Source organism: Salinimicrobium sediminilitoris (genome assembly GCF_020866905.1).
GTDB lineage: Bacteria > Bacteroidota > Bacteroidia > Flavobacteriales > Flavobacteriaceae > Salinimicrobium > Salinimicrobium sediminilitoris.
This window is the reverse complement of sequence record NZ_JAIVCC010000002.1, coordinates 41,431-62,744: the sequence shown is the minus strand read 5'-3', so window position 1 is coordinate 62,744 and position 21,314 is coordinate 41,431. Positions and strand designations below refer to the sequence as shown.

General features: G+C 39.3%; 22 protein-coding genes. 13 read left to right on the top strand and 9 right to left on the bottom strand.

Going from position 1 to position 21,314, the window contains the following annotated elements; translation table 11 throughout:
* The first annotated feature begins 70 nt into the window (after positions 1 to 70).
* From LA313_RS02075 to LA313_RS02050, 6 genes are all read left to right on the top strand, one after another.
* Positions 71 to 508, top strand: coding sequence for a 3-hydroxyacyl-ACP dehydratase FabZ family protein (locus tag LA313_RS02075; RefSeq protein ID WP_228912956.1), 438 nt, complete (start codon positions 71 to 73; stop codon positions 506 to 508).
* Positions 505 to 1,779, top strand: a complete 1,275-nt coding sequence (locus tag LA313_RS02070; RefSeq protein ID WP_228912955.1) for a beta-ketoacyl-[acyl-carrier-protein] synthase family protein — start codon at positions 505 to 507, stop codon at positions 1,777 to 1,779. Before LA313_RS02075 ends, LA313_RS02070 begins: the two co-directional genes overlap by 4 nt.
* A 95-nt stretch (positions 1,780 to 1,874) precedes the next feature.
* Positions 1,875 to 2,129, top strand: a complete 255-nt coding sequence (locus LA313_RS02065; RefSeq protein ID WP_228912954.1) for an acyl carrier protein — start codon at positions 1,875 to 1,877, stop codon at positions 2,127 to 2,129.
* Positions 2,126 to 2,728 (top strand): 4'-phosphopantetheinyl transferase family protein, encoded by a 603-nt coding sequence (locus LA313_RS02060; RefSeq protein WP_228912953.1) that lies wholly within the window; start codon positions 2,126 to 2,128, stop codon positions 2,726 to 2,728. The genes LA313_RS02065 and LA313_RS02060 overlap by 4 nt, the downstream gene beginning before the upstream one ends.
* 61 nt (positions 2,729 to 2,789) lie before the next feature.
* On the top strand, positions 2,790 to 3,521 hold the full coding sequence (locus tag LA313_RS02055) for a hypothetical protein (RefSeq protein ID WP_228912952.1): 732 nt from the start codon (positions 2,790 to 2,792) through the stop codon (positions 3,519 to 3,521).
* A gap of 286 nt (positions 3,522 to 3,807) precedes the next feature.
* A complete protein-coding gene (locus tag LA313_RS02050) occupies positions 3,808 to 5,838 on the top strand; it encodes an aconitate hydratase (protein WP_228912951.1) in 2,031 nt (676 codons plus the stop codon).
* Between the two features lie 52 nt (positions 5,839 to 5,890).
* Here LA313_RS02050 and LA313_RS02045 read toward each other — a convergent pair whose 3' ends face one another.
* Positions 5,891 to 6,457, bottom strand: coding sequence for a 3-hydroxyacyl-CoA dehydrogenase NAD-binding domain-containing protein (locus LA313_RS02045; protein WP_228912950.1), 567 nt, complete (start codon positions 6,455 to 6,457; stop codon positions 5,891 to 5,893).
* 186 nt (positions 6,458 to 6,643) lie between these two features.
* On the opposite strand from LA313_RS02045, the gene LA313_RS02040 reads away from it, so the two are divergent.
* The 3 genes from LA313_RS02040 to LA313_RS02030 all read left to right on the top strand — a co-directional run bounded on the left by LA313_RS02040 (position 6,644) and on the right by LA313_RS02030 (position 10,235).
* Complete coding sequence (locus tag LA313_RS02040) at positions 6,644 to 7,141, top strand: DUF4251 domain-containing protein (RefSeq protein WP_228912949.1); 498 nt, start codon at positions 6,644 to 6,646, stop codon at positions 7,139 to 7,141.
* A 6-nt stretch (positions 7,142 to 7,147) separates the two neighbouring features.
* Positions 7,148 to 7,564: a DUF1801 domain-containing protein gene (locus LA313_RS02035; RefSeq protein WP_228912948.1), complete on the top strand. Its 417-nt coding sequence runs from the start codon at positions 7,148 to 7,150 to the stop codon at positions 7,562 to 7,564.
* Positions 7,565 to 7,919: 355 nt separating this feature from the next.
* On the top strand, positions 7,920 to 10,235 hold the full coding sequence (locus tag LA313_RS02030) for a S9 family peptidase (RefSeq protein WP_228912947.1): 2,316 nt from the start codon (positions 7,920 to 7,922) through the stop codon (positions 10,233 to 10,235).
* Positions 10,236 to 10,337: 102 nt separating this feature from the next.
* On the opposite strand, the gene LA313_RS02025 is transcribed toward LA313_RS02030, so the two are convergent.
* The 3 genes from LA313_RS02025 to LA313_RS02015 all read right to left on the bottom strand — a co-directional run bounded on the left by LA313_RS02025 (position 10,338) and on the right by LA313_RS02015 (position 13,443).
* Positions 10,338 to 10,811 (bottom strand): DUF1569 domain-containing protein, encoded by a 474-nt coding sequence (locus tag LA313_RS02025; RefSeq protein ID WP_228912946.1) that lies wholly within the window; start codon positions 10,809 to 10,811, stop codon positions 10,338 to 10,340.
* Positions 10,812 to 10,917: 106 nt separating this feature from the next.
* Positions 10,918 to 11,307 (bottom strand): hypothetical protein, encoded by a 390-nt coding sequence (locus LA313_RS02020; RefSeq protein ID WP_228912945.1) that lies wholly within the window; start codon positions 11,305 to 11,307, stop codon positions 10,918 to 10,920.
* A gap of 21 nt (positions 11,308 to 11,328) precedes the next feature.
* A complete protein-coding gene (locus LA313_RS02015) occupies positions 11,329 to 13,443 on the bottom strand; it encodes an elongation factor G (protein ID WP_228912944.1) in 2,115 nt (704 codons plus the stop codon).
* Between the two features lie 304 nt (positions 13,444 to 13,747).
* On the opposite strand from LA313_RS02015, the gene LA313_RS02010 reads away from it, so the two are divergent.
* Positions 13,748 to 15,616 (top strand): M61 family metallopeptidase, encoded by a 1,869-nt coding sequence (locus LA313_RS02010; protein ID WP_228912943.1) that lies wholly within the window; start codon positions 13,748 to 13,750, stop codon positions 15,614 to 15,616.
* 65 nt (positions 15,617 to 15,681) lie between these two features.
* Here LA313_RS02010 and LA313_RS02005 read toward each other — a convergent pair whose 3' ends face one another.
* From LA313_RS02005 to LA313_RS01995, 3 genes are all read right to left on the bottom strand, one after another.
* Positions 15,682 to 16,125 carry a cold-shock protein gene (locus tag LA313_RS02005; protein ID WP_228912942.1) on the bottom strand — a complete coding sequence of 148 codons (444 nt, stop codon included), beginning with the start codon at positions 16,123 to 16,125 and terminating at the stop codon, positions 15,682 to 15,684.
* Positions 16,126 to 16,337: 212 nt separating this feature from the next.
* Positions 16,338 to 16,802, bottom strand: coding sequence for a cupin domain-containing protein (locus tag LA313_RS02000; protein ID WP_228912941.1), 465 nt, complete (start codon positions 16,800 to 16,802; stop codon positions 16,338 to 16,340).
* A 137-nt stretch (positions 16,803 to 16,939) separates the two neighbouring features.
* Positions 16,940 to 17,401 (bottom strand): universal stress protein, encoded by a 462-nt coding sequence (locus tag LA313_RS01995; RefSeq protein ID WP_228912940.1) that lies wholly within the window; start codon positions 17,399 to 17,401, stop codon positions 16,940 to 16,942.
* Between the two features lie 166 nt (positions 17,402 to 17,567).
* Between LA313_RS01995 and LA313_RS01990 the strand changes: the two genes are divergently transcribed.
* Positions 17,568 to 18,041: a ferritin-like domain-containing protein gene (locus LA313_RS01990; RefSeq protein WP_228912939.1), complete on the top strand. Its 474-nt coding sequence runs from the start codon at positions 17,568 to 17,570 to the stop codon at positions 18,039 to 18,041.
* Between the two features lie 175 nt (positions 18,042 to 18,216).
* Positions 18,217 to 19,458, top strand: a complete 1,242-nt coding sequence (locus tag LA313_RS01985; RefSeq protein ID WP_228912938.1) for an APC family permease — start codon at positions 18,217 to 18,219, stop codon at positions 19,456 to 19,458.
* Positions 19,459 to 19,462: 4 nt separating this feature from the next.
* Here the strand turns inward: LA313_RS01985 and LA313_RS01980 are convergent, their stop codons facing one another.
* Positions 19,463 to 20,128, bottom strand: coding sequence for a hypothetical protein (locus LA313_RS01980; protein WP_228912937.1), 666 nt, complete (start codon positions 20,126 to 20,128; stop codon positions 19,463 to 19,465).
* A 156-nt stretch (positions 20,129 to 20,284) separates the two neighbouring features.
* Between LA313_RS01980 and LA313_RS01975 the strand changes: the two genes are divergently transcribed.
* Entirely contained in the window at positions 20,285 to 20,671 is a 387-nt protein-coding gene (locus LA313_RS01975) for a hypothetical protein (RefSeq protein WP_228912936.1), read from the top strand.
* Positions 20,672 to 20,701: 30 nt separating this feature from the next.
* Here the strand turns inward: LA313_RS01975 and LA313_RS01970 are convergent, their stop codons facing one another.
* Entirely contained in the window at positions 20,702 to 21,088 is a 387-nt protein-coding gene (locus LA313_RS01970) for a nuclear transport factor 2 family protein (RefSeq protein WP_228912935.1), read from the bottom strand.
* Between the last annotated feature and the right edge of the window lie 226 nt (positions 21,089 to 21,314).

Below are 21,314 nucleotides of genomic sequence, written 5' to 3'. Positions count from 1 at the left end.
AAAGATTAAAAATTGGCAACTGGCAGCGCGTAACCCGCAACTCGAATCCCGTAACCTGTAACCTAAAAAATTGAATATTAAAAAGAAAATAATAGAGCTTCTTCCCTATTCCGAACCTTTCCTTTTTGTGGATGAGCTGGAAGAGGTGACCGAAAATGGCATTTCAGGAACTTATACATTTAAAAAGGACGCCTATTTCTACCGTGGACATTTTAAGGATAATCCTGTTACTCCCGGTGTGATCTTAACCGAATGTATGGCCCAGATCGGGGTGGTTTGCCTCGGAATATTTCTTCTGAAGGACAGGGATCTTGGAAACTTTGGAGTTGCTTTATCAAATGCAACAGTAGATTACTATTTACCTGTTTTGCCCGGGGAAAAAGTGAAGGTAGTTTCTGAAAAAGAATATTTCAGGTTCAACAAGTTGAAATGTAAAGTACAAATGTTTAATGCTGAAGAAAAACTCGTTTGCAGGGGAGAAATTTCAGGAATGATAAAAGCTGAATGAATAGAAGAGTAGTAATAACAGGAATGGGCGTGGCCGCTCCCAACGGAGTGGGATTAGCCGCATTTTCTGAAGCTCTTAAAAAGGGCAAAAGCGGAATAAGACTAATACCCGAGCTGGAAAGGCTGAAGTTTAGGTGCCAGATCGCGGGGCAGCCTGAAATTCCTGAGGAAATGCTGAAGGAGTATTTCACCGACCTGGAACTGCGGGGTCTTAACAGTAGCGGAATAGTTTACGGAATGATCTCAGGTGTTGATGCCTGGAAAGATGCAGGTCTACCTATAGGGCCCGAAGCAGAAACCAACTGGGACAGTGGGATCATCTTTGGAACCGGGATCCTGGGAGTCGATAAATTTCGTGAGGGGATCTACCTTATTGATGATAAAAACACTCGCAGGCTTGGTAGTACTACTGTGATACAAACAATGGCCAGTGGGATTAGCGCTTATCTAAACAGCAGGCTCGCCTGTGGGAATCAGGTAACTACCAATTCCTCGGCCTGTACTACAGGAACTGAAGCTATTTTAATGGCCGCCGACAGGATTCGCTCAGGAAAAGCAAAAAGAATCCTGGCGGGAAGTTGTGGCGAAAGCGGACCTTACATTTGGGGCGGATTTGATGCTATGCGCATTTTGCCGCACAAATACAATGACAATCCGGAAGCAGGATCCAGACCCATGAGCGAATCGGCTGCAGGATTTGTGCCGGGGAGTGGAGCAGGGGCCACGGTTGTTGAAGATCTTGAATCTGCCCTGGAAAGAGGGGCGAAGATCTATGCCGAAGTTCTTGGGGGGCACGTTAACAGCGGCGGCCAAAGAAATAAGGGTTCCATGACAGCTCCTAATTCTGAAGGTGTAAACAGGTGTATCAAAAATGCCATTTTTGACGCCGGAGTACGGCCAGAAGAACTGGATGCCATTAATGGTCATATCACCGCCACTTCCATGGATGCAACCGAAATTAGGAATTGGAGCGAAGCCCTTGATCTTAAAGGGAATGATTTTCCACATATTAACAGCCTTAAAAGTCTTACCGGCCATTGCCTTAGTGCGGCTGGAAGTATTGAAAGTGTAGCGAGCGTACTTCAGATTTCTGAAGATTTTATTTTTGGAAATATTAATTCCGAGGACCTGCATCCAGAAATTGAAGAGATAGTGAACCGCGAGAAAGTTCCGGAAAAAACTATTTTTAAGGAGGTAAATAATGTTGCCAAAGCAAGTTTTGGATTTGGAGATGTGAATGCGGTGGTGATTTTTAGTAAATTCCGGGATTAGTGATTATAATTAGTGGTCAGTGGTCAGTGGTCAGTGATCAGAAAAAAAATGAGACCTCACAGACTTTAAAAAAACTATAAACTTTGAACCAAAATATGGAAACAAAAGAAATCATTTACTGTCTCAAAAAAATTGTGAAACCATATGTTCAGAACGATCTTGCATTTCAGGATTTTGGACAGGACACAGATTTTATAAAGGACCTGGAGATAAATTCGGCTAACCTTGTAGATATTGTGCTGGACGTAGAAGATGAATTCAATATCGCTATTGACAACGACTCCATGGACAATATGCTTACAGTAAATGATGCCGTGGAGATCATAAAAACCAAGCAAAAAGAACAGTGATAGGCAATGATGTGATAGACCTGGAACTGGCCGGCAGCCAAAGCAACTGGCGCCGAAAGGGCTTTTTACAAAAAGTATTTTCCCCGGCCGAACAGGAAATCATTACCACATCAACAGATGAAGACAAACTAGTATGGCTTTTATGGAGCATGAAAGAAGCTGCGTATAAAGCTCATCAACGAGAATTCCAATTGCCGAGAAGACTAAACTGGTTGATGCAGGAATGCTCAATTTTAGAAATGACTTCAGGAAATGCTACAGGCACAATAGAAATTGAAGGTCATTTATATTCGTCTTCTTCAGAAATAACTTCAGAATATATCCACACTTCAGTAGAAAAAATACCTGCATCTGGTTTCAAAAATGTTATTTTGGAAGGCTCTTCTTCCGCAGTAAAAAAGCTACTCATTACAAAAGTGGCCGAACATTTTGATGTGGAGCCACATGAACTTCAGCTTAAAAAAGATGCACAAGGAATGCCTTTTTTGAGCAGGAAGGAATGCATTTTTCTCGATCGTTTTTCTTTTAGTGGTCATGGCAGGTTCAGCGCCTATAGCCTGTCGTTAATTAACTGTGAAACCTCAGTTAAACAGTCTTAAGGGCTTTGGACGATTTTGGGTGTGATTGTATCTTTAAATTGAATCCAAAAATTAGAAATACATGAAATCTGTCGATAAGAAAGAAGTTATTAGCAGCCAGTCGGCTGAATTTATTCAACAAGCTGAAGCGGGGAAATTCCACAAGATGATCCCTGATACCTTTATAATCAAAATGGATAATGGCGCCCAGGGATATGCAATTAGGCACCTTAACAGACAGGATATGCTCCTTATTGATACTACTGCTCCAGGGGCCAAAAAAGGAATCAAACACCTGGTGGAAGAAGGATATAAGATCAAAGGTATATTAGTGACGCATAAGGACGCGCTTCAAAAAACATATGCTCCTCTTAAAGAAATTTCTGAAGATGCAGGCGGTGCTCCAATTTTTAGTCACCCTGTGAATAATACCAATACAGATTTTAACGTACGGGATATTAATTCCAAAAATGATATTTTCAAACACTTTTCTATTGAACTAACAGATTTCCCTTCAAAAAGCGGGGAAACAGCTGTAATTTATTCGGAAATTAATGAAGGAATGATCTTCGCCGGGAACACTGTTGAAGCCACTCCTTATGACCAGGAAGGGAATGAGATCAAAAGAGCCGATACCGGTAGCGAAAATAAGAATCGCGGGATCGCAGAGAACTGGAGAACGTACACGAATGAATTCAGGTATTTCTTTCCTTATAAAGGGAAGCCAAAATTTAATCTTTCTGAAGGACAGCAAAAGGATCTAATAGTAAAACTGGGTAATACAGGAGAAGGTGGAAGTAACCACAATCTATAATTACCTAAAAAAGAATAGGATAACCAACTGCCACCGGTCTTAAATGACTTTGGCGGTTATCAATCGCAGGATGGGACTATTCCCTGAAGTATTTTCGCGTTGGCCTCAATTTTCAAGGTTTAATAACCTTAAAAGTTCCGGCAAACGTATATGGAAGATGCTTTTCGGTTAGTCCTTTTCTTATTTAATAAACTCCCGGTTCACTTGCTCCAAATATAAGATATTGTTAAAACACCCATGATTCCGTGGGAAAATTGATAATTTAAAGGAAATAAATCTTCAAGAAATGTCAAAACTCAACGTCACCCAAAAATTAATTAAAGAACATCTTCTACAAGGGGAAATGACCCCGGGCAAGGAGATTGGAATAAAAATTGACCAGGCCCTACTGCAGGATGCCACGGGAACCCTTGTACAGCTGGAATTGGAAGCTATGGGATTAGATCGTGCTAAAACAGAAGTTGCTGTGCAGTACGTGGATCACAACCTGTTACAGACAGATTTTAAGAATGCAGATGATCACGCATTCCTGCTTTCCGCTTCTCAACGATTTGGAATTTGGTACAGTAGACCGGGAAATGGAGTGAGTCATCCTGTACATATGGAGCGTTTTGGAAAGCCCGGCAAAACCATGGTGGGATCAGATTCCCACACGCCGGCAGCAGGATCTTTAGGAATGCTGGCGATTGGAACCGGAGGACTTGATGTGGCTGCCGCAATTGCAGGCCAGCCATACTTTGTGAAGATGCCACAAGTGATGGGAGTGAAGCTAACAGGGAAAATGCCCGACTGGGTAAGTGCAAAAGATGTGATCCTGGAGATGCTGCGACGATATGACGTAAAAGGCGGAGTAGGGAAAGTGATTGAATATTATGGCCCGGGATTAAAAGAATTAAGTGCCATGGACCGGCATGTTATTGCCAATATGGGAGCCGAACTAGGTGCAACCACTACTGTATTTCCAAGTGATGAAATGACACGAAAATTCCTGAAAAGCCAGGGCAGGGAAGAGGACTGGACAGAATTAGTAGCCGATGAAGGTTGTTCTTATGATCTTGAGGATGAAATCGTACTGGATGATCTTATCCCTCTTATTGCCAAACCTACCAGTCCCGGAAATGTTGTTCCTGTGAGAGAAGTGGAAGGACTGGAAATTGGCCAGGTGGTTATAGGATCATCTGCAAACCCAGGCGTCAGGGATTTTTGGGTAGTTGGAGCCATAGTGGATGGCAAAGCTACACGCGAAGAAGTTTCTTTTGACGTTAATCCAACTTCAAGACAGGTAATTCAAAATCTTATCGCTAACAAAGGATTCGAAAAATTGATCGCAGCGGGAGCACGTTTTCACCAATCTGGTTGTATGGGATGTATTGGGATGGGACAGGCACCGGCTTCAGATACCATTAGTTTAAGGACCATGCCACGGAATTTCCCCAGTAGGTCTGGAACAGAAGATGATCAGGTTTATTTGTGTAGTCCGGAAACTGCTGCAGCATCGGCCCTTACCGGAAAGATCACAGATCCCCGGGACCTTGAAAAGCTGTATGATATGAAATACCCGAGGTATGAATATCCCGAAAAAGAGCTTATTAATACCATGATGTTGGTAGCACCACCCGAAAATGGTTCTGAGGTAGAACTTAAGAAAGGGCCGAACATCAAATCTCTTCCATACATTGAACCCTTGAGAGAAGCCTGTGACATTCCGGTTTTGCTCAAAATGGGTGACAATGTATCCACCGATGAGATCCTGAGGGCAGGAGCAGAAGTGCTGCCTTTTAGAAGTAATTTGCCCGAAATTAGTAAATTCTCCTATTCTGTAATTGATGACACTTTTTATGACAGGGCACAAGAAGCCAAGGATCATTATGGAGGTCATGTGGTGGTAGCAAAAGATAATTATGCTCAGGGCTCAAGTAGAGAGCACGCTGCACTGGCTCCAAAATACCTGGGACAGATCGCTGTTATTGCAAATTCTTATGCTCGAATTGCATGGCAAAACCTCGTAAACTTCGGAATTTTACCTCTGGAATTTATTGATATTGCCGATTATGATAAGATAGAGCAGGGGGACCAGGTGAACCTTCTCAATTTAAGGGAAGACGTGAAAAACCGAAATAACATAAAGGTAACTGTAGAAAAACCAAATGGTCAGCGTGTGGAGTTTGAAACCAGGCACACTATGAGTGACAGGCAAATACAGGTGCTTCTTAAAGGAGGAATTATTAATGAATTCAAGGAACAATTAAAGAATCGTGAAGTTGGAGCTGTAAAGGAGAACACAGTAACCGATAACGAAAGGAAACAGGTTAAATAAGACTGAATATAAGACCAGATAAAAAAAGACCCGGATTTTCATCCGGGTCTTTTTAGTTCTGCTTTTCAGGATGTTTGATGTGTACTTCCATTCCTATAGTTTCTGAGAATTCGGCGACAGATTGCAGGACATTCTGCCGTGCGTCCGGTAAAGCAATGATCTCGAGAGAAGGGGATTCACTAATTTTGCCTATAAAGTGGAGGATCAGAAAGTTTTCGGGTCTGCCAGATGCTTTTGAAAGTATTTCCGGGTCTAATCCCTGGGATGTGGAGACAAAAAAGGCATTTTGAGGCGCTGTTTTTTGAAGTTCCCTGTAGAAGCTTTTTTTATCCTCAAGATCTTCTGCCACGGCCTCAATTATAAGTTGTGCATTGCCCGCAGCTTCAGTAATATCCATAGAGTAAGCAATATTGGCAAGCGCAGCGTCTATCTGTTCCTTTGAGGCTCCGGAATTTTGCTGATAATTATCGCCAAATTCGCGAAATCTTGTCCTGGCTTCTTCCAGTAAACCATAATCCCGGTCATAAACAGTAACGTCAATATTATTAAAGGCAATATGAAAAGCCAAACGGGCACCAAAATTTCCGGTTCCAAAGACAGTTACTTTTTTTATGTTCATAGCAAATAGGTTTTAAGTACCTTAAGGTCCTAATTAACCTTCTTAAAAGCTGTCAAAAGAATACTAATTGTGTTTATTTTCAGACTACTTTAACTGACGATAAGAAGCAGAAAATGAAGCAGGAATGTGGAATGTACTGTAAATCAATTCATGAAATTTCGTAATTTGAAAAGAAAACTGAATGTTATGAAAAAGCAGATATCATTATCGGTCATATTTCTTTCGTTAATACTGGTTTCCTGTGGAAGTCAAAACAAAGGAACTGCAGATTCCCCGGAGTATAAGCAGATGGTGGAAATGGTTAGGGACCTGGAATTTGAAATTGAAAATGAATGGGCCAATCCCACACAATACAGCCGGGTGAATTTGATTGGAAACCCCAACCATATAAAATTTGAAAATGACAGTGTAGAAGTTTTTCTTCCTTTTTTTGGCGAGCGGTATGCGGGTGGCGCTTATGACAGTGATGGTGGCGCTATTCAATACAAAGGAGTTCCAGAGAAGCTGCAAATAGAAGAAAATCTCAAAAAAGGAGCTGTGAATGTCATTTTTGAAGGTAATAGGAAAACAGAAAATCTTAACTTCTTTATTACAATCTATCCTAATGGCGTGGCCCGAACTTCTGTGACCTCGACACAACGGGAGAAGATCTCTTACGACGGAAGAATAGTCAACCGGCAGTAAATTGATATGGCAGATCTAAAAATCAAGCAAAACGATGCCAGCGTAACAGATTTCCTGGACCAGATAGAAAATAAGCAACGGCAATCGGACTGTCGGGAACTTTTAAAAATGTTTTCTGAAGTAACGGGTGAACCCGCAAAAATGTGGGGAGAAAATATGATAGGTTTTGGGAAGTATCATTACAAGTATAAATCTGGTCACGAAGGAGATTGGTTTCTTACGGGATTTTCTCCCCGTAAGCAGAACCTAACAATTTATATAATGACAGGATTTAAGGAATACAACGATATTCTGGAAAACCTGGGGAAATATAAAACATCGTCTTCCTGTTTATATGTGAAGAAACTGGAGGATATTAATAGGGAGAAGTTAAGTAAATTGATAAGGAGGTCGGTTGAGGATTTGAGGAAGAGGTATAATTAAATGTCTTCTCCTTTTCAAATATTCTATTTTACATAATATAAATTATAGTGCAAATTGAGCCTTTTAAAAAAGGAATGCTGGTTTGTAATTCTTAGACCTCAGTACGTTTTACCGCGTCAGGTTCTTTTGGTTATTAAAGCTGTACTTAAAAGCGTCCCTTATAGTTCATTTTGTAAAAAAAGATTTTATACTTCCACTTTACATCAGTGACCTTAATTCTGAATTTTTCTGGTTGCCCTAATATTTAACCGTGTGTACCTACGGCCAATTTGTTCTAAGTTCCTTCAGCATATATTAAATGAGGATTTCAGAAAATTACCTAACTTATGCGACCTAACTGTTAAATTGTTAAATAATGAAAAACAAGTTTTTAAAGTTGTCCTCTATTCTGTTATTTTCGGTTTTAACGGGAATTAGCGGGATCCAGGCTCAGGAAATACAAGGTTCCTGGGAAGGGAAATTAAATGTGCAGGGCAATGAACTGCCCTTGAAATTTGATATCACAAAAGAGAATGACTCTCTTTCCGGAACTATGGATAGTCCGCTTCAGGGAGCTTTTGGATTGCCACTGGACAAGGTCGAACTGGAAAATAACCAGGTTACCCTCGCCTACGCCCAAATTGGGGCAACTTATACAGGTACCCTTGAAGGGGAAACCATTACCGGAACTTTTAAACAGTCGGGACAGGAATTTCCTTTGGTACTTCAGAAAGTTGAGAAAACAGTTCCGGGAGATCAATCCCTGCCTTCTTCCGAAAAGGAATTAGAGCAATTGGCGGCATACGACCAGGGAAAGTACAAATATGATGTAGAGGATTATTTTGCCAAACCAAAGGCCAGTTCATTCCAGTTTTCTCCGGAAGGTAAATATATGTCCTACAGGGAAAAGGATGAAAATGCTAAAAACCATGTCTATGTGAAGAACCTTGAAACCGGTGAAATCACTCAGGCGATTGTAGAAAAGGAAGAATTGGTACGTGGCTATGGCTGGGCTAATGAGGATAGACTACTCTATGTAATGGACAAAGGTGGTAATGAAAATTACCATTTATATGCAGCAGATGTTGATGGTTCAAATACAATGGACCTAACTCCGTTTGAAGGTGTACAGACACAGATTCTTGACATCTTAAAAGATGATAAGAACCACGTTATCGTTGCCTTGAACAAGGAAAATGCACAGGTTTTTGAACCTTATAAGGTGAATATTAAGACCGGAGAGATGGAAAAGTTATACACGAATGATGATATAGCAAATCCCATCATGAATTACCTGTTTGACAAGGATGGAACGTTAAGAGGTTTTGTTCGCCTGCGTGAAGGTGTTAATATGGATCTTTACTACAATAAGGATACAGAAACGAAGGATTTTGATGTCGTAAAGCAAATTAACTGGAAAGACACTTTTAGTCCTACGTTAAATTACGCAACAGATTATCCGCATGATGCATACGTAGTTTCCAATCTTGAAACAGACAAAAACACGGTTTATCTATACGACCTGAAAGAAGACAAAGTGATCAAAAAATTGTTTTCAAATGACAATTATGATATTTCTGGAGTCTCCCTGTCACGACACCGGGATTACGAATTGGATTATTACTCTTATGAAGGGGAAAAAAGGGAAATCGTGCCGGTAAGTGACTACTATAAAAAGTTACATAAACGAATCACCGAAGAATTTCCAGATAAGCAATATTCTATAGCCGATAAGACCGATAACGAAAGTAAATATCTAATTTTCCTGCAGAGTGATAAGTTATACGGCGAATACTGGTCTTATGATGTAGAGGCCGATGAATTTGAATTGTTGTACAACTTGATGCCCCAGCTAAAAGCTGAAGATATGGCCGAAATGAGGCCTATTAGTTTTAAAAGCCGGGATGGCAAAACCATACATGGTTATATTACACTTCCAAAAGCCGCTTTAGAAGGGCAAAAAGTTCCGGTGATAGTTAATCCTCATGGTGGACCACAAGGAATTAGAGATTCCTGGGGTTTCAATCCCGAGGCGCAATTGTTTGCCAGCCGCGGTTATGCTACACTACAGGTGAACTTCAGAATTTCCGGGGGTTATGGACGCGAATTTATGGAATCTGGCTTTAAGCAAATTGGAAGAAAAGCTATGGATGATGTTGAAGATGGTTTAAAATACGTGGTCGACCAGGGCTGGGTAGATCCCGATAAAGCCGCTATTTATGGAGGCAGCCATGGTGGATATGCCGTATTGAGAGGACTTACAAAAACTCCGGATCTTTATGCTGCGGGTGTAGATTACGTGGGGGTTTCCAATCTATTTACTTTTATGGAAACCATTCCTCCATATTGGAAGCCTTATGAGCAAATCCTAAGGGAAATTTGGTATGACGAAAAAGTTCCTGAAGAAAAAGCCATTATGGAAGAAGTTTCACCGGTGTTCCATATTGACAAGATCAAAAAACCATTGTTCGTGGTTCAGGGAGCTAATGACCCACGCGTAAATATTGATGAGTCCGATCAAATTGTAAGAGCATTACGTGCAAAAGGTGTTGATGTGCCTTATATGGTAAAATATGATGAGGGACATGGTTTTGGAAAGGAAGAAAACAGGATCGACCTTTATAAGGCAATGATGGGCTTTTATGCCAAGCATTTAAAGGACGAGGAACTTCAACCGCAATTCCAGGATTAATTTCTGAATTACCTTTTACTAAAAGAATCTCTCTGAAATAACATTTTTGGAGAGATTTTTTTTAATCCTTTTTCTGAAAAGTTAATTGGCCAAAAATTTTAATTAATTAACCTTTTCACCAAGAATGTCCCTAATGATCTTGAGATGATGCTCTGTATGTATTACCAGGAATTTTGTAGTTTCATCTCTTTTGATATGCCCAAAATAAGGATGCTCAAAAAAGGCATTTTTGGCAAGCTTTGGAATACCGGTAATTTTGCGACTCGCTCTTGATATTTGATCCTGCAGTTCTTCTGCGGAAATATTCTCCTCCGGAATAACCTTTTTTGGAGCCCTGGCTTTTCCTCTCGGAATTTTCCCGGTAAGATAAACCAGTTCCTTTTTCCAGCTGAATTTCCATTGGTAGCGAGCAGGGTCTGAGATGTCCAGTGAGCCAAGGATCGAATGGATGACCTTAAGATTATGTGCCAGATGCCAGCCAACGGGCGCCCCTGATACTTCTGAATTTTGCTGAGTATTATATTTTATATAATCCTGCATTTCTTTTAATTGGGCCTGTAGAACTTCAGCTTTCATGAGGTCTATTCTTGATTTTCTTAAAAGTAAGTAAAAATAATAAACCCGTAACTTCCGAAAAATCACGGGTTTTAAAATTTTATCTTTTCAAATCACTGGTAATTAACTAAGTATGTTCTACCGGGGTAAAAACCTTCATAATACCCGCCGCCAAATCTTCCATGAATTCTTCGATTTCCTCTAAGAAATCCTGTTCCTTCTGTTTTCTGTTTATTGTTAAATGGATAACAATGACTTCTGGTTCAGGAGGAAATCCGGTAGTAACCGTCCAGGTAAGGGCATTTGGACACTCCTGTAAGGCGAAACGCAAACCTCCGGCAATAGGATGGGACGTAAGTGTGAATTCTCCCCACACCCCTCCTATTCTCACCCGGTCATCTTCTATTTCCTTTAAAGGAAGCAGCTCACTACTGTAAATACTCAGATTTTCGAGAGAAAGTAGCGATCTAAGCTCAGCTTCTGAAGTCTTGACACTAACAAATTTAAAAAATTCCATTCAGTTTACTTTAAATATTCATTAAGCTAATTCTTTACTCTTCGTCAAATTCTCCTGGATATTAGCAGGAACAGGTTGATACCCATTGAAATCTGTACTAAATGTTGCCCGTCCCTTTGTAAGGGAACGGAGTTCGGTTGAAAAACCAAACAATTCAGATTCTGGTGCAATACATTTTAGAACCTGGTAATTATCTTCACTTTCAATCCCCTGGATAATAGAGCGACGGCTTTGAAGTTCGGTCATGACATTTCCCACCATTTCTTCAGGCACCTTTACAGTAAGATCAAGAGCAGGCTCCAAAAGTTTAGGAGCTGCATTTAAAAACGCTTCTTTAAAAGCATGTGCCCCTGCAATTTTAAAGGAAATATCATTAGAATCCACCGAGTGCATTTTTCCGTCGTAGATCATGGCTCTAACATCACGAATATATGAACCGGTCAAAGGACCTTTTTCCATAACTTCAATGATCCCTTTCATAACAGAAGGTAAATAACGTTGATCGATGACCCCTCCAACAATGCAGTTATAAAAAACCAATTTCCCGCCCCATGGCAGATCGAGCTCTTCTTTTCCCCTGATATTAAAACCTTCGGGTTCAGGCATTTTTTCCTCCCAGGGTTCAATTTTCATATGCACTTCTGCAAACTGACCGGAACCACCCGACTGTTTTTTATGTCTGTAATTTGATGCTGATGGTCGTTGGATGGTTTCCCGGAAAGAGATTCTTGGTTTTTCAAAGCTTGCCTCTACACCATAAACGTTCCTGAGGAGCCAATCTATTGTTGCAAGGTGAAGCTCGCCCTGGCAGGCCAGGATCAACTGCCTGGTTTCGTTGGAAAAAGAGATCTCCACAGTAGGATCCTGGCTGTGGATCTTTTTCAATGCATCATTAAGTTTTTCCTCATCCTTGGTATTCATAGCAGAAACCGCTCTCCTTATCCTAGGCTGTGGATATTCTATTGGTTTGATAGAAACTTCCTCTCCGGGTGCGGCCAGGGTGTCATTGGTTTCGGTATGTTTTAACTTAAGGGTGGCTCCAATATCCCCCACTACCAGTTTGGAAATAGGATTTCTTTCTTTACCATCCATAATAAAGAGCTGATTAAAAACCTCTGTTTCCCCATTTCTGGTATTCACCAGCTTATCATTTATTCTTACCTCTCCCCTTTTTACCTTAAAAAAGGTCACTTGTCCTAAATTGGGTTGATGGACAGTTTTAAAGACGAATAAAACAGGGGGTGCTTCAGTTTTAGGTAAAATATTTTTTCCTTCTGCACTAACTTCAGGTTTTAAATCAATTGCTGCGGGAGCGACATTATCGATAAAGCCCATGAGTCTTCCGCTTCCCATATCATTAAGAGCAGACATACAGAAAACCGGAAACAGGTCATAGTTGAGCATACCGGCTTTTATTCCTTTGCGCATTTCATCTTCGTTAAGGGATCCCTTTTCAAAGAATAATTCCATTAACTCCTCATCATTTTCGGCAGCTTTTTCCACCAGTTCGTTGTGTAAAGCAACGGCTGTAACCTTTTGGTCGTCAGGAATAGGGAATTTTTCGGGTTTTCCTCCTTCAGCAGAAAATCGATACATTTTCATTTTAAGAACGTCAATGATACATTGTGCACCATCAATTACAACCGGATATTGAATTTTAACTACCTTATTCCCTACCAGGGATTTAATACTATTAAAACTTTTTTCGAAATTGAGTCCCGGATGATCAATTTGATTAATGACGAACACGGTAGGTTTATGGAATTCTTTAATGTAATTCCAAATGATCTCTGTCCCTACTTCTACCCCGTACTGGCCATTGAGGACAGTGACTATGGTATCGGCCACTCTAATGGAGGAAATGATCTCTCCTATATAGTCGTCCAACCCGGGGGTGTCGATGATATTGATCTTATAATTTCGCCATTCTGTATGCAGAGGAGTTGCAAATATTGAATTTCCTTTTTCGTGCTCAATATCATGGTAATCTGAGACTGTATTTTTTGCTTCTACAGTACCGCGCCTGTTAATTAAACCGGCTTCGAATACCATGGTTTCTGCCAAAGTGGTTTTACCGCTATTATGAGCGCCTACAAAGACCACATTTTTGATGTGTTTATCATCGTAAATCTTCATCTTTTGATAGTTTTAATGGAACAAGAAGGAGAGAAATTGAGAAAATTCCGGAATTAAATGCTGAGAAGTAAGTATGGATATCCATTAATTCCCGTAATTATAATTAAAATCTGCTCTATAAATTTATTCATTTTTAATTTTAAAATTTTAGGATAACCAGTTTATTTAGCTTAATCCTGATCAAAATCATAAACCCAAACCTCTTGAGTTTGAAAATTTATAATCTAAGAAATAAGTACAATTACCGATTCCCTGTAACGTTTCAATAAACAGGGAGTCTTATTCTTAAACAAAAACTTTATTCATGAAGAAAATAATCTATGTTCTGGTATTGACTGCCATGGCTATTGGGTGTAAAAGTCCACAAGTTCCTGGAACTACTGTTCAACCCATTGTTGCCACCCTGGATTTGGTAAATGTCAAGGATGATAAGGTCATGGTTACTGTGGATCCCGGCGAGATAAAAACTGAAACTATTGTCTTTTTTATTCCCAAGACTGTTCCCGGCACCTACTCTACTTCCAATTTCGGAGCTTATGCAGAGAATCTTAAAGCTTATGATTACAAAGGAAATGAGCTCCCGGTAACCGCCTACGATGAGAACAGCTGGAGCATTTCAAATGCCACCCGCCTTGATAAAGTGACTTACTGGATGAATGATACATTTGATGTTCCGGGAGAAGGAGGAATTTACTCCATGGCGGGAACTAATATCAATGAGGATAAAAATTTCCTTCTGAATCTTCACGGGTTCGTGGGTTATTTCAACGATCTAACTGAAGAACCTTATCAACTGGAAATTATTCGATCTAATGATCTTTATGCCGGGAGTGCCCTTGATATTGCTGAATCTTCAGAAGTTAGTGCAGGAAGAACCAGAGATATATTTCGTGTCAACCGATATTTTGAGGTGACCGATAATCCTATTATGTATGCGGCGCCCGATACTGTGAGTTTTAAAGTGGATAAAATGGATGTGCTCCTACACGTTTATTCGCCTTCCCAAAAATTCAATGCTCAGGATTTCAAACCTGCTATGGAGAAAATGATCACTGCCCAAAAGGACTTTTTAGGTGATATTGATAACACCGATAAATATGCGATACTCCTGTATTTATCTGCTACCCCGGGAGAAGGCGACGCTGCAAATTTTGGCGCTCTTGAACATCACACTTCTACAGTTGTTGTTATGCCCGAACAAATGGGGCAAGAGGCACTTAACAAGTCTCTAACAGACATAGTTTCTCACGAATTTTTTCACATTTTGACTCCGCTGGGAGTACATTCAAAGGAGGTGCATTATTTCGACTACAATGATCCTCAAATGTCACGTCACCTATGGCTTTACGAAGGAGTTACAGAATACTTTGCAAATCTATTTCAGGTGAACCAGGGGCTTATTACAAATCAGGATTTCTATGACAGGATGCAGGAAAAGATAATGGTATCAAAGAATTTTGACGACACCATGTCCTTTACAGAAATGAGCCAGAACATACTTGAAGATGAATATAAAAACAGCTATTACAATGTGTACCAAAAAGGAGCATTAATTGGAATGGCCCTGGACATTAGATTAAAGGAATTGAGCAATGGAGAAATGGGTTTGCTTGATCTTATGAAGCAACTAACACAAATGTATGGTAAAGACAAGCCATTTGAAGACGAAGATCTTTTTCCGGTAATAACAGAATTAACTTATCCCGAAATTGGAGAATTCTTAAATACATATGTAAGCGGGAATACTCCTATCCCCTACAACGAGTTTTTTGAAAAAGTAGGTTTGGAAATGCGGGAAGGAGAACTTCCTGTTGATTATTTCCTTCAGGATCCTTCTACTCCTTACATCACAGTAAATGAGTCCGGCGAAATTGTCTTGAGGGATGATTTGTCATTGAGCACTTTCTTTGAAGAACTTGGATTAATGGCGGGAGATAGAATCAAAGCTATTAATGGAAAATCCTATAATGTTCAGAATGTTTATGATCTTATTGGAGATTCTGCGAACTGGTCTGTGGGAGATCCTATAAGTTTCACCATTGAGAGAAATGGAGAGGAACTAAAAGTAGAAGGAAAGGTAGTTGAACCAATGTCTACCGGAAAACGGCTCGTGGAGATCATGAACCCAACAGCTGAACAAATGGAATTGCGTCAAAGCTGGTTAAAATCTTAAAACATAAAAAAAGAGCGGCAGTATTTACTGCCGCTCTTTAATATACCTTCTAAAAAAGGAAATATTTATATCTTCTTTACTCTTACTGCATTCATACCCCTAGGGCCTTTCTCCAGTTCAAAAGTAACTTTGTCGTTCTCTTCTATTTCATCAATAAGACCGGTAACATGTACAAAATACTTTTCCTGGCTGTTGCTGTCAAGAATAAAACCAAAGCCTTTGGAATGATCAAAAAAGGAAACTTTTCCCTCCTTACTAAAATCATTTTCTTCGTCTGACTCCTCTTTCTTAGGAATACCAATTTCAATACTTTCAGCGTCAACTTCCACTTTCTGAGAAGGATCTGGCGGAGTATCTGTAAGATTGCCAAATTCATCTACATAAGCAAATTCAGAGACAGAATCTCCACTTGCCTTTCTTTCTTCCTTCTTTTTCTTCTTTTCTTCACGCTTTTTTAAGCGCTTCTTTTCTTTTTCAATTTTGTTGTACGTCTGTTGTGATTTTGCCATTAGCGATTTAATTGGATTTCAAATGAATATAAAGTTTTTAGTTGAAGTTCAAAAAAAATTCGGGGAAAAAATCAGGAGAAGAAGATTTACCTTAAAATAATTCAGGACTTGAACTAAAATGCAAAGTTATAATTTCTTTTTATTTATTAGTACAATAATTTATCGCTGAAATCCAGTTTTTTACATTTTCAAAGAAATTCTTTGTTAAAATGTCATTTTTGAACCGCATAGGCATCCAGCGGCTCTTCAAAAGCAATAAAAAGCACACAGGGACCAGAACCTCCACACCTTGCCGAATGTGGTTTTTTTGCAGGTCCATAGGCATAGGAACCTTCTTTTAATTTCCGGGTTTGTTCTCCCTCATAGGTAACTTCCATTTCTCCCGAAAGCAGCACCATACGTTCGGCAGAGGTATGGGCATGATTGGGAATATCTGAACCTGCAGCTACTTTAAACAAAATATCTACATTCCTTTTAGAAGGATCTCCATGAAGAACAGCGATCTCACATCCATCAGGCATAAATTCCGGGCAGGGTCCCCATTGTAAATCTTTATCATTCATGGTACGAACGACAGAATTGGTAGAATCAACTGCCCTTTCCTGAGCTATAATTCCTGCTGTAGAGAACATTAAAGCAAAGAGCATCAACATTCCTGATAGTTTTTCATTTTTCATAACCTAAGGTTTTACTGGTTAATAGCTGAAAATTGGGGAGCAATAATAATCAAAGTTTCAGGTAAAGCAATTTAATAAAACCTGATTATCAATATGTTAAACCCTAATGTACGCAAAAAGAAAACTTAATCGGGAATTTATTTCTCCTTTACAGGAACAAGGTACACGGGGATCTTTGTTTTTTCCAGGACCTTTTCGGCTACCGTTCCAAGTAAAAGCTTTTCCAGGACAGAATGGCTGTGGGTTCCCATGACCAGCATACTTGCCCCCCACTCCTCTCCGTAAGCCATTATGGATTTAGCTGTATCACCTTCGGCCAAATGTGTCTTTACCTGGGGGTCATTAAGATGTTTTTGTGCCTTTTCCAGGAATTCTTCAGCAATATTCCTCATTTCCATGGCCACATCGAGGTCCGGTCCCATTCCCGAATAACCATCATATCCCATAAATGTTGGATAATGAGCCCCATAGAAGCCTACATCATCTAATACATGAATGAGACAAACTTCAGCATTCAAATTTTTTGCAAGTTCATATCCTTTTTGGGCAACCTTTTCAGAGACGGGATTGTAATCTACAGCAATAAGTACTTTCTTCATGTTGAGGTTTTATTTAAAATTACAAAAAATAAGCAGATCATGTAGGCTAGATGAAACACTGCTTTTAAATTACTGTTTAGCAGATGTTTAAATTAAATTTGTGGCCATTATCTTTTTGAAAATCTTGAATATTCGTATCTTTAAGTGTTTCTAAAAACTGGATCTCATGAAAACTACAAGAGAATCTGCCCGGGAAGAAAGTCATAAAAAAGTTACACACGATCTGCAGGAATTGCTGGAAAAAAATTATGACGCAGAAAAAGATTACCGAACTGCCCGGGAACGTGCAGAAAGTAAATCTTTAAAAGAATTTTTTAAAAAACAGGCGGTGAGAAGAAATCATTTCGCTACAGAAATTGATAAAGAACTGCATTCCTTGAATGAACATCCAAAAGATTCAGGTTCCACAGTAGGTAACCTTAAAAGGACCTGGATCAATTTAAAAACTTCTCTTGGAAAGGATACAGATAAAGTCCTTTTGAAGGAATGTGTCCGTGGTGAAAAAAACAGTCTGGAAGAGTATGAGAAGAAATTAAATAAGGAAAAATACCCTGCTAAAATTGAAGAAGTACTACGCAGGCATATTTTAGAAATGGAGCAAACTATTTCTGAAATAAAATCTAAAGAAGATTTTCATTAATCCAATCTATTAAACATTCTTAAAGACTCCATAAACCATGGAGTCTTTTTTTGTATGCTTCTTAAGTAGTGTTATGTTTTTCTTTAGGTCCTGTTAAACCTCTGTTTTCTTTCTTTTGAAAATTTATATTGAGTGGAGACCCTAATTTATTTACTGTTAATTATTAATTTTTGGAATGGGAAAAAACAAGCTCAAGCGAACTTTAGGATTTTGGGATGTATTAATGTTTGGTGTAGGCGGGATAGTTGGTGCCGGTATCTACGCAATAATTGGAAAGGCCGCCGGACTAAGTGGAAATATGCTCTGGCTTAGTTTTGTGATAGCCGCGACTGTTGCTTTGCTTACAGGACTTTCTTACGCAGAATTTGTAAGTCGTTACCCGGACTCTGGAGGAAGTTTTGAATATATGAAACAGGGCCTTGGGAAGAAAACTGCTTTTTCAATGTCAATTTTTATTGTTTTTACGGGAATTGTGGCTGCTGCAGCAATTGCCATAAGTTTTGCAGATTATTTAAGCAGACTTGTTAATGTCCCCAACTGGATCCTAGTCATAGGAATTATACTTCTTATGGGAGCTTTTAATATCATTGGTGCAAAGTACAGTTCATATTTTAATGCATTTGCCACAATAGTCACCTTAATAGGACTGGCAGCAGTTGTAGTAGTTAGTATTCCTGAATTTGGAACCACTCCCCTTCTTGAAACCAATGATGGAGGATGGATGAGCCTTTTTGCAGGAGGTGCTTTAATCTTTTTTAGTTATATAGGTTTTGAGGACCTTGTAAAAATGGCCGAAGAGACCAAAAATCCAAAGGTCAATATGCCTAAAGCTGTGATCATGAGTGGTCTTATTGTACTACTTGTTTATGTATTGATCGCAATTAGCTCGGTAAGTGTATTAGATTGGAAACAACTATCAAATTCTAATGGACCTCTGGCCGCAGTTATTGAAGCCAAACTTGGTGCCTGGGCCGCGACCTCCCTGGTGATCATAGCCCTGTTTGCTACCAGCAAGACCATCCTGAGTAATATCCTTGGAACTTCCAGGCTGCTTTACGATGTAGCAAGGGACAGTGATAAATCCTGGCTTAAAAAGTTCACCACAATATCGGGGATTGGAAATGCGCCGAATTACGCGATCATCGCCATTTCTCTTGTTGCTATAGGATTTGGGTTAATAGGAAATCTTAAGATCGTTGCCAGTCTTAGTAATATTTTCATTTTTATTGTATTTGCAATGGTAAATATTGCACTGCTTAATTTGCGACACAAGAAGCGAAACGAGAAAGATGAAAAACCTCCGTTCTATATTCGGTTCAATGTAAATAATATTCCCTTGCCCACAGTTCTTGCATTAATTACCATCCTAATTTTGTTTGGTTTTAATATCTACAACCTGTTCCAGGGAAATCTTTAATGAATTACTGCTTTACCACAACAAGGCTGGCGCGGGAACCGGTGAGTAGGTTCCATTCCTTTCTAACTACTTCCCTGCCCTGGTCATCATAGACCCTGAGCTCAGCAGTATTTGGTCCCGATGTTCCCTGGTTAAGGGCTTCAAATTCAATGTTATTTAGTCCGCTGTCGAGATTAACCATAATGGGCGTAAAAGAAGCGCCCAGGGACATATTCCTGTTGATAACGACACCGTTTACAATGATCTTTACTTTGTCACCATCAATGTATTCGTGATCGCGGCAATATAATTCTACATAAACTCCGGTGGTGATGAAATCTCCTAAATACTGGTCCTTGCGGAATTCTTCCCGAATCTCTTTGTCTTTTGTAAATGCTTTAGGAGTGAAATCCTTTCCTTTAAAGGTCATGAGCCCGTTTTGATCTGTTCTCATGCTGAAGGATTTTTCTTCTTTCTCACCCAGTTTTATGGATTCACTTTCGGCACTAAAAATGCCTTTTTTGGAGCTTAAGCTGTGATTGCCTGAAGATTTCTTAAAAGATGAAGATTCACTTCCAGTTTTTGGCGCCATAAGTTCCCCCGGAGCTCTAACAGGAGCTGTGGGATTATCAATCTGAGCCTGCGCAACGTAAGAAGCAAAGCAGAAAATAAGTAAAAATATATTTTTCATTACCAGAATATTCTTCATCATTTAGATATCAAAAATTCAACCACTTTTTTTCTGAAGAAAAATTTCCCTGGAAACCAGCTAAAAATTTAACTGCATTTTAACCGCTAAAGCTCGGGTAAATATAAGATTATCTGTAATTTAATTAAAAACAAAACCATGACAAAGAAAGAAGAACAACCAAAAAATAAGACAGAAGACATGAACCGCGACAAGGATACGAAATACAATTCGGATATTACTTCTGAGGATAAGAATGTATTGAATAATCAAAGTCAGGATCAAAAGAAAGGAGACTATTTCAAGGATAGAGATGAACCTATTGATTACGCTGGTGCCGATCTTGATATTCCGGGAGAGGCAGATCGAAAATTTAATCCTACTACCAACAAACCCCAGGACGTGGAGAAGGAAAGGCGGCCTAAAGAATCTGCTAATTCCAATGATAATATAGAGTCACAAACAAATACTGTTTATAAAGGCGATAAAGCTGAAAAGTATAAAGATCCTTCAGAAAAGACGAGAGATGAGAAGTCTCAAAAATAATAGAAAAGCCACCTAAAAAGGTGGCTTTTTTTATCGCTTTTCTCTGTACTGAATGTATCGGCTAACGTCAATGACATATGAGGTGATTGCCGAAATTTTCAATTTGGGACCCTCTGCAAATTTATAGATATCACAAAAGCCGAATTGTTTTTTTTGGCCCAGGCGGTTTCTACTCACCACCACACCTTCGACAATTCCGTGGGTGGCATTAAAAAAGATATTTTCAATCTCAATATCAACAGATGGCATTTCTTTCATTTGGTCTAAGACCTCCTTGAATTCAGCTTTGCCCGAAATATCCTTCTCCCCCACAATTTCCCAGCATATGTCATCTGTAATATGCTCCATGAAGAATTCTTCATCCCCATTGATGTAAGCTTTATTTACATCTCTCAAAAATTTCTCTTTCTCGCTCATTATTAAGTCTATTTTAAACGCAACTAATTGTGAAGCAATATTTTAAACAACTAAATATACAAAATTTCTTTTTCACCTATACGGCCGAAAACCTTGGCTATTTACTAAAGTTTTTAAAGAAGAGGCAAATTTCTTTAAGAATAAATCCTTCTTTGGTATCCCGGATAATTTAATCATATAAATCTCTTCTAAAAATGCCACTTTTGAAACCTGAGAAAGTAGAGGT

Excerpts from the sequence above, each read along its gene's own strand:
- LA313_RS02070 (WP_228912955.1), top strand. The coding sequence starts at position 505 with ATGAATAGAAGAGTAGTAATAACAGGAATGGGCGTGGCCGCTCCCAAC.
- LA313_RS02065 (WP_228912954.1), top strand. The coding sequence starts at position 1,875 with ATGGAAACAAAAGAAATCATTTACTGTCTCAAAAAAATTGTGAAACCA.
- LA313_RS02055 (WP_228912952.1), top strand. The coding sequence starts at position 2,790 with ATGAAATCTGTCGATAAGAAAGAAGTTATTAGCAGCCAGTCGGCTGAA.
- LA313_RS02050 (WP_228912951.1), top strand. The coding sequence starts at position 3,808 with ATGTCAAAACTCAACGTCACCCAAAAATTAATTAAAGAACATCTTCTA.
- LA313_RS02045 (WP_228912950.1), bottom strand. The coding sequence starts at position 6,457 with ATGAACATAAAAAAAGTAACTGTCTTTGGAACCGGAAATTTTGGTGCC.
- LA313_RS02040 (WP_228912949.1), top strand. The coding sequence starts at position 6,644 with ATGAAAAAGCAGATATCATTATCGGTCATATTTCTTTCGTTAATACTG.
- LA313_RS02035 (WP_228912948.1), top strand. The coding sequence starts at position 7,148 with ATGGCAGATCTAAAAATCAAGCAAAACGATGCCAGCGTAACAGATTTC.
- LA313_RS02030 (WP_228912947.1), top strand. The coding sequence starts at position 7,920 with ATGAAAAACAAGTTTTTAAAGTTGTCCTCTATTCTGTTATTTTCGGTT.
- LA313_RS02025 (WP_228912946.1), bottom strand. The coding sequence starts at position 10,811 with ATGAAAGCTGAAGTTCTACAGGCCCAATTAAAAGAAATGCAGGATTAT.
- LA313_RS02020 (WP_228912945.1), bottom strand. The coding sequence starts at position 11,307 with ATGGAATTTTTTAAATTTGTTAGTGTCAAGACTTCAGAAGCTGAGCTT.
- LA313_RS02015 (WP_228912944.1), bottom strand. The coding sequence starts at position 13,443 with ATGAAGATTTACGATGATAAACACATCAAAAATGTGGTCTTTGTAGGC.
- LA313_RS02010 (WP_228912943.1), top strand. The coding sequence starts at position 13,748 with ATGAAGAAAATAATCTATGTTCTGGTATTGACTGCCATGGCTATTGGG.
- LA313_RS02005 (WP_228912942.1), bottom strand. The coding sequence starts at position 16,125 with ATGGCAAAATCACAACAGACGTACAACAAAATTGAAAAAGAAAAGAAG.
- LA313_RS02000 (WP_228912941.1), bottom strand. The coding sequence starts at position 16,802 with ATGAAAAATGAAAAACTATCAGGAATGTTGATGCTCTTTGCTTTAATG.
- LA313_RS01995 (WP_228912940.1), bottom strand. The coding sequence starts at position 17,401 with ATGAAGAAAGTACTTATTGCTGTAGATTACAATCCCGTCTCTGAAAAG.
- LA313_RS01990 (WP_228912939.1), top strand. The coding sequence starts at position 17,568 with ATGAAAACTACAAGAGAATCTGCCCGGGAAGAAAGTCATAAAAAAGTT.
- LA313_RS01985 (WP_228912938.1), top strand. The coding sequence starts at position 18,217 with ATGGGAAAAAACAAGCTCAAGCGAACTTTAGGATTTTGGGATGTATTA.
- LA313_RS01980 (WP_228912937.1), bottom strand. The coding sequence starts at position 20,128 with ATGAAAAATATATTTTTACTTATTTTCTGCTTTGCTTCTTACGTTGCG.
- LA313_RS01975 (WP_228912936.1), top strand. The coding sequence starts at position 20,285 with ATGACAAAGAAAGAAGAACAACCAAAAAATAAGACAGAAGACATGAAC.
- LA313_RS01970 (WP_228912935.1), bottom strand. The coding sequence starts at position 21,088 with ATGAGCGAGAAAGAGAAATTTTTGAGAGATGTAAATAAAGCTTACATC.